Source organism: Salipiger bermudensis (assembly GCF_017309175.1).
GTDB lineage: Bacteria > Pseudomonadota > Alphaproteobacteria > Rhodobacterales > Rhodobacteraceae > Salipiger > Salipiger bermudensis.
The window spans coordinates 1-6,506 of sequence record NZ_JAEKJV010000037.1; the positions used below are offsets into that span (position 1 = coordinate 1).

The 6,506-nt window shown below is 62.1% G+C and carries 6 protein-coding genes and 1 pseudogene; 2 read left to right on the forward strand and 5 right to left on the reverse strand.

The features are described from left to right. Positions 1–370 precede the first annotated feature (370 nt). Positions 371–776: pseudogene (locus JF542_RS24040) on the forward strand (IS5 family transposase); the annotation flags it as partial. Positions 777–956: 180 nt separating this feature from the next. Here the strand turns inward: JF542_RS24040 and JF542_RS24045 are convergent. From JF542_RS24045 to JF542_RS24065, 5 genes are all read right to left on the reverse strand, one after another. Further along, complete coding sequence (locus JF542_RS24045; protein ID WP_207077703.1) at positions 957–2,192, reverse strand: glycoside hydrolase family 108 protein; 1,236 nt, start codon at positions 2,190–2,192, stop codon at positions 957–959. 748 nt (positions 2,193–2,940) lie between these two features. Next, positions 2,941–4,509, reverse strand: coding sequence for a recombinase family protein (locus JF542_RS24050; protein ID WP_207077704.1), 1,569 nt, complete (start codon positions 4,507–4,509; stop codon positions 2,941–2,943). Positions 4,510–4,541: 32 nt separating this feature from the next. After that, entirely contained in the window at positions 4,542–4,700 is a 159-nt protein-coding gene (locus tag JF542_RS24055; protein ID WP_207077705.1) for a hypothetical protein, read from the reverse strand. A gap of 121 nt (positions 4,701–4,821) precedes the next feature. Next, positions 4,822–5,244 carry a hypothetical protein gene (locus JF542_RS24060; RefSeq protein ID WP_207077706.1) on the reverse strand — a complete coding sequence of 141 codons (423 nt, stop codon included), beginning with the start codon at positions 5,242–5,244 and terminating at the stop codon, positions 4,822–4,824. Further along, positions 5,237–5,782 (reverse strand): hypothetical protein, encoded by a 546-nt coding sequence (locus tag JF542_RS24065; RefSeq protein ID WP_207077707.1) that lies wholly within the window; start codon positions 5,780–5,782, stop codon positions 5,237–5,239. Before JF542_RS24065 ends, JF542_RS24060 begins: the two co-directional genes overlap by 8 nt. Positions 5,783–6,280: 498 nt before the next feature. Here JF542_RS24065 and JF542_RS24070 point away from each other — a divergent pair, with 498 nt between their 5' ends. Beyond that, complete coding sequence (locus JF542_RS24070; protein WP_207077708.1) at positions 6,281–6,475, forward strand: hypothetical protein; 195 nt, start codon at positions 6,281–6,283, stop codon at positions 6,473–6,475. Positions 6,476–6,506: the final 31 nt, after the last annotated feature.

Consider the following 6,506-nt stretch of genomic DNA (forward strand, 5'->3'; position numbering starts at 1 on the left):
AGCTCCATCAGAGCCATTCTGTCGTCGGTCATCGTCATCTCCGTCTCAGGTTTCAGGTGTCGCAACCCGAACCTTCTCCGAAGATCGACGGTGACCGCCAGCGTCGCATGTGGCGACGCCCGCGGATTCCTACACCACGCTATGGGGCACTATCTTGGCGCAGAGCGCCAAGAGGGGGCAGCGCCCCCTAATCGGCCGTTGATTGCAATTGAATTGTCACAATAGCGGATGCGCGTTTCTAGCCCGCCAAAGTAGTCGCTAGCGAGGAGCAGCTGCCCCTTCCCACTTCTAGCGGCTTTGTTGCGCAATAGCGGGGCGAGGAATTCATCTTGTGAAGCCAGCGTGGTAGCCGGTCTATACTAGCAGACCCATCCCGCCGAGCTACAAGACCAAGAACTGGCCGGCCTACGACCAAGCGCTGGAACAGCGTGGCTCCCGGACGATCTGGTCGATCCGGACATGGTCTGGGTGCCACCGCCGAGCGGCAAGCGAGCCCGGCAGCTAAAATATAGCGGTGCCGCGATCCAGACATGCCTGACGATAAAGGTCCTCTTCGGCATGGCGCTCCGGCAGACGACCGGGTTCGTTGAAACCTCCTGCGCCTGGTCGGCTTCGCCTGGGCGGTGCCGGATTTCAGCACCTTAAGCAGGCGGCAGAAAACATTGGCCGTGATCATTCCCTACGGCGGCTCGAAGGGTCCGTTGCGCCAGCTGATCGACAGCACCGGCATCAAGGCCGAAGGCGAAGGCGAGTGGCACGCCCGCAAACACGGCGGTGTATTGACCCAGCGGAATCTGCTCAGGTTAGGCCGCTAATCTGAATGCCTCGGCAGACGTACGCGTGGCATGCTCCCGAGAGGCGCTCCGACAAACAAACGCTGAAAATCCGTGCCGTGTAGATTACCGGGAGCAACGTCGATGACGCGCCTAGAGGGCCTAGTTACCGAAGTCTAGAACCTACTCCTGCGCCCACTCCAAAGCCGTTTCCCGAGTTTCCGCTACTCGCCTCGCCCAGCCGCGCCCGAATGTGTCCCATTTGGATAAACTCTTGTAGAACTCCAGACGCATGTCGCTGAACCTGCTAATGACGAATTCCGGATCTGTCTGACTCGCAGCGCCCACTGTGATTGAGCCTACCTGCCCGTCGGCCTTAACTGCTAGCACCTCTTGGAGCATCCGGGCCGATCGCCCAACACCGGCGTTCACACCCATGTCGAAAGTTACAAGATCGACACCCTTCGGTAGCTGATCGCAATTTAAAGCGTTCCAATAATGCGCCCGATAGATTTCCTTAGCCTCATCGACAGTCAGGGCCTTGACCTCGTCGGCCGAACATGCAGCCACTTTACGCCAATCTGCTAGAGTTTTGTGTGTTATACCGAAGTTTGTGGCACCACCAGGATCGCTTGGATTGTCAGCATAGCCCCCTTCATGTAATAGAATTACATCCATGCATCGATGGAAGTGCCGGGCAGACTTCGTATCCTTTGAAGATCTAGAAACCAATGCAGACGAAGAGCCTCGGGGCGCATTTTGAACGAGCGCAGTTGTCTGGCGCAATTGATCTACGACGATTTCCTTAGTCGTCTGAGCGTTCGCACGCTGCATATCGGAGACGATGGCCTGCGACTTGAGCGCGACCTGGTCCTTGTTCCGCGATCCCTCCGAAGATCCAAGCCAAAAGCTGATGACGGTCGCAAATCCAGCCGTAAGTGCGCCCACCGCAATATTGATGACTTGGAAGACCAGGCTGTTCTGGCCGTTAAGTGTTTCGGGCTCTGTAATTAGCGCCCCCAACACCCAGAAGAAGCCAACCACAACCACAATTGAGACCAAAACAGGCCCCCACGCCATAATGCTGCCTTTTTCGGTCAAATCAGCCAGCATATTGCGGGCATCTTTGGTGTCCTCAAACTCCGCTTTGAGCGTATCCAGCTGGGTCTTCATCCGTTCGACTTGGAGTTCGGCTTCACGTCTTTCCGCTTCTGCCTCGATCTCAGCAAGCCGCAAGCGTAGTTTGCCAGCAACCTCCGGATCACTTGCCCTCCTTGCGGCCTCATTGGCGTCGGTCGTACCCAGTGCCTCACGCATCCTTTGAGTGATCTTCGCCTCGACGTCCGGCAAGACGTTATCGACGAGGCGTTTCGCCAGATCTGGCACAAGTGAAATTGCGAGTGAAATTAGCGGGGCCATGGCGACTCCCCTCCCGTGAAAATAAACTCATTACCTTCAATCGCTCTATATTCTCAATCTAACCCGATTCTCGCAACCTATATCGTGACAACCACTCACACTAAGTGCATTGCGATAATATGAATTTGAATCACATATAAACCTCTAACTTATTCATATTAATTTAAAAAATTGAGATGCCGTACATTAAAGCGCCAACAAACAGATTCTCAGAGTGGGCGAAGTTCGTTTAGCATTTTCTGAACGAATGAGTGGTTCTCATCGTGAAACCAGCGTAGCAGATGGTCATCATGAGCACACCTATACCGCTGACCTCCACGACTATGAACGGATTGATCTGCTTCGCACTGGTCGCTATCCCCAATATCCTCCACAGCCCGCCCCTACTCGTCGCCGAGGCAAGCGCTTCGGTGGGCAGCATCCCGGCGGCGACCGGCCGGAGAGCGCAGGAAGTCCCGCGCAACGAAGCGCACGTTCGGGCTGTCACCGGCCGTCTGCTGCGCCTTGCACCGAGGTCGGCTTTGGGTCAGGAGCTCCAAGCTGCATACGGCGCGGCATGACTAGGTGCATGTCCACTTACTGCGCGTTACCGCCCTTCACAGCCCGCATGACGAAGGTCTGCTTCAAGGCATCAAGCACCGGCACAGCCAGTACTCTGCCAAGTCTCGAGCACCGCCGAGGGACCGCTCCGACCGGGACGACCACCGCTCAGGGCACCCTCGATCACCTCGCCTCCCCCTTCTCACCCTCAACAACTGACCCGCGTCACGCCGTCCGCGGCATTCGTCGCATCCGGGAACACACCGCTGGCGAGAAACAGTACCGCGGCGATGCCGTTCCGCGCGGTCTGATCCGGCGTCAGCGTCACCTTCTGGATCAGTGTCGCCAGATAGCCGTGGGCTTCGTCGACAAGCTCCGGATCCGAGAGCAGGGTCTCCATCTGCTGCAGAGCTCGCTCATAGATCGCACGGGCGTCCTCCTGTACCTCGGCGCTCTGGGCGATCCGGGCTTCGAGGTCGGAGAGGCGTGTGGTCAGCTCCGCGATCTCGCGCTCGAGCGCGTCCGTGCGGGCCTTGAACGCGGCAAGGGGCGCGCCGTCGGCGGTGGCGTTGAGGATGTCCTCGCGGCCCGTTTCGGCCTTCGTGAGGGCCGCCTTCAGGCGATCGCGATCGGCTTTGACACTCCCGCCGCTGAGCTTCGTACGCTCGGCTTTCAGCGCTGCCTCGAAGGACGCGATCAGCTCCGGCGAGCGGAACGCCTGGCGCAGGGCATCGAATACCCGGGCCTCGATGCGCCGGCGGGAGATGAGCACCGTGTTGTTGCAGGCCTTCTTCCGCGCCTCGCGGCAGCCGTAGCTGGTCCGGTTCGACATCACGTAGGGGGCTCCGCAACATCCGCAGATCAGCCGGCCCGAGAGCAGGTAGCTCTTGCGACGTGCCGCGCGCGCAGCCCGCGGCGTGGCTGCCCCGCGCCGGGCGAGTTCGACTTGCACCGAATCCCAAAGCGGCTGCTCGATGAGGCGCAGCTCAGGGATCTCCTGTTCGACCAATTTGTCGGGTGTGGGCCTGATCTTCTTCATGAGTGTCTCGGGGTGATAAGTGTGCGTGTTGCGGCAAACGCTCGCGATGCCGATGTAGAGCTCGTTGCGCAGGATACCTTCACCGGTTGTCGGATTGCCCCGGATCGTCGAGCCATCCCAGCTTCCGCCCCGCGGGGCGGGGACCTTGTCGAGATTGAGCCCCTCGGCGATCGCCGCGCTGGACCTTCCCGACGCAAACTCGCGGAAGATGCGGTGGACGATCGCCGCTTGCTCGAGGTCGATCGCGCGGTTGAGACCGGTTTCGACCTCGACCTTGCGGTAGCCATAGGCGCTGGTGTGGAGCCGCTGCCGTGTCACGGCGCCCTGCATCCCCCTCCGCGTTTTCTGGCCGATCTTCTCGCTGAGCAACTGTGCGCCATACCCCGCGAACAGGACTTTCAGGAAGTCCTGCTTCCCTTGCTCGAGCGAGTGCAATTCGATGCTCTGGAACGTGAGGATGTCATAGATCCTGAGAGCATCCGTGAGTTTGCGGTTGAGACGGTCGATATCCTCGACGACGACGATATCGAACTCCATGTTGTCCGCGGCACGCTTCATCGCCTGGAAGCCCGGGCGGCGGGTGTTCCGGCCGGTCTTCTCATAGTCCGAGAACACATTGACCATCGTCCAGCCCTGACGATCGCAAAAGCGCTTTGCCATGGCGACCTGGTCTTCGATGGAGCTCGGGCTCTGCAGGTTCGAGCTGTAGCGGGCGTAGACAGCGGCACGTTTTGTCATCGAAGAATGTCCTTCCTGGTCTCGGGGGGCGATCAGCGCTGCGTGTTCGCAGCGGTCTTGCGGGCGGCGGCCTGCGCCTCGGCGCGGGCCATCAGCCCGACGAGCCGCGTCAGCGCGACCTGCACGCTCTGCGCGCCGCCGGGGTTGTCGTTGGCGGTCTGCAGGTCGATTGCGGTGTTGGTCTTGGTCATGCTCAGTCCTCAAAAAGCCTGCCCGTTCTTGGGCAGGGAGGACGTGTTGCCGTTGCATGGATCGCAGAAACGGTTCGGTTCGGATCCCTCGCGGGGGCGCCTTTCAGCGCCCCCGCAGGTCTCAGTCGGGCGTCTCCTGGCGCAGCGCCATCGCGATCTCCTCGGCGTGGCGCAGCTCGAAGATGTCGATCAGCCCGTCGCGGAGCGCGTAGAGCGGCCGGCTCGCCGCATGAACCTCGTCGCCCCGGCAGGTGCGGGTGCGCTGGAGATGTGACTGCACCATGCCCTCATCGTTGATCACCTCGATGCGCCACTCGGCCTCGAGGACCTGCGTGATCGGTCCGAGCAGCGTCTCGAGATCGTGCAGATCCTTCGCGCTGAAGATCTGCCGGCGGAAGAAGCGCCGGCGGAGGTCCCGCGCCAGCTTGATGTGACGCAGCACTTCAAGCGCATCGAGCGTGTCGAGCGCCGTCTCCGCAGCTGGGAAGAGCAACAGCAGCGCGTGGATGCGCTTCATCAGCGGATCGTAATCGAGATCAGACATGACGAACCTCCTTCTCGCTGCGGATGCGGCCCTTGCGCCTGGTCTCGATCACGACCGGTCGTGCGGCCCGGCGCTGTCGGTTGCGGTCACGGCGCATGTCCTGCTCGGCGTGGATCCTCGCGCGGACCTGCTGCAGGCGCTTGAGGCTGTCGCCAGACAGTCGCCCCAGCAGCGCGGTGCCGGCGTCGCGCCGGATGTCGAAGCCGCTGTTCTTGAGCGAGACCATCAGCCGACGCGAGGCATGGAAGCGGGTCTGCCGGTGCAGCGACGCGCCGTCGCGCTCGGTCTCATCGAGCACGTCGATGGCGTAGGCCTCCCGGCGCCCGAAGCGCCGCGGGTTGGTCGTGCCGTAAGCGAGCACGGCGTAGCGTTCGCCGAAGCGCTCGACCACGTCGGTCACCAGTGTCGGGCGAACCTTCGGGGACTCGCTGCCGTCGGCCTCCTCGGTCTCATGCGGGAAGCGGAACGCGACGATGTCGCCCGGCTCGACGGTGGCGTGCCACGGTGCCGGGATTTGCAAAAGGGTCTGTTCTGTCATCGGATGTCCTTGTCGATGATCTGTCACGTCTTCCGCCGACTGGGCCGGGGCCCGCGTCCGGCTGCGCGACACCCGTTCTGCGCAGCCGGACGCGGGCTCCTGCCCTGCCGTCCGCGCCTCTCGCCGGGGTCTTGGGGGGGCAGCCTCCCGAGCCGTCGGAGACGCCGCAGGGTGGAGGGATGTGGCGAACGCTCCCTCCGAGCCGGAAGGGGGGCGGGGATACCGCGCGGAGCGGTGTCCCCGGGCGCAGGGGGTGAAGGGGGAGTGCAGAACGACGCCCCTTCCGCGCGCCGCGCAGGCGTGTCCGCCGCACAGGCGCGGGGTTCGGGGCAGCGCCCCGACGAACGCCAGCCCGAGCGGTTTCCAGGGGAAACTGCGCGGGCTGATTAGTGAGTAATCCCCCTGCACACCGGCGCATCGCGAGGGCCAACCGAACCCGCGTTTCCGGAGACCCATAGCCAATCCGACTTCCTGACCTCCACAACAGGAGGACGACCCATGCCGACCAGGCAAACCCACCCGATCGTGCTGCGCATGGCGGGCATGTTCCCGAAGGATCTCGGCGGCTACGAAGGCCATCGCCGCCGCAAGGGCGGCGATCTCGGTGTCAATCGGCAGCCAATCGTGACCCCCTATCGGCATCCAAAAATGACCCCCTTGGAGCGCCCGGGTAGCTGGCCCGATGCGGTGTAGCCCTCACACAGCGCAGCCGTATCGGGCCAGC

Excerpts from the sequence above, each read along its gene's own strand:
- JF542_RS24065 (WP_207077707.1), bottom strand. The coding sequence starts at position 5,782 with ATGACAGAACAGACCCTTTTGCAAATCCCGGCACCGTGGCACGCCACC.
- JF542_RS24050 (WP_207077704.1), bottom strand. The coding sequence starts at position 4,509 with ATGACAAAACGTGCCGCTGTCTACGCCCGCTACAGCTCGAACCTGCAG.
- JF542_RS24060 (WP_207077706.1), bottom strand. The coding sequence starts at position 5,244 with ATGTCTGATCTCGATTACGATCCGCTGATGAAGCGCATCCACGCGCTG.
- JF542_RS24070 (WP_207077708.1), top strand. The coding sequence starts at position 6,281 with ATGCCGACCAGGCAAACCCACCCGATCGTGCTGCGCATGGCGGGCATG.
- JF542_RS24055 (WP_207077705.1), bottom strand. The coding sequence starts at position 4,700 with ATGACCAAGACCAACACCGCAATCGACCTGCAGACCGCCAACGACAAC.
- JF542_RS24045 (WP_207077703.1), bottom strand. The coding sequence starts at position 2,192 with ATGGCCCCGCTAATTTCACTCGCAATTTCACTTGTGCCAGATCTGGCG.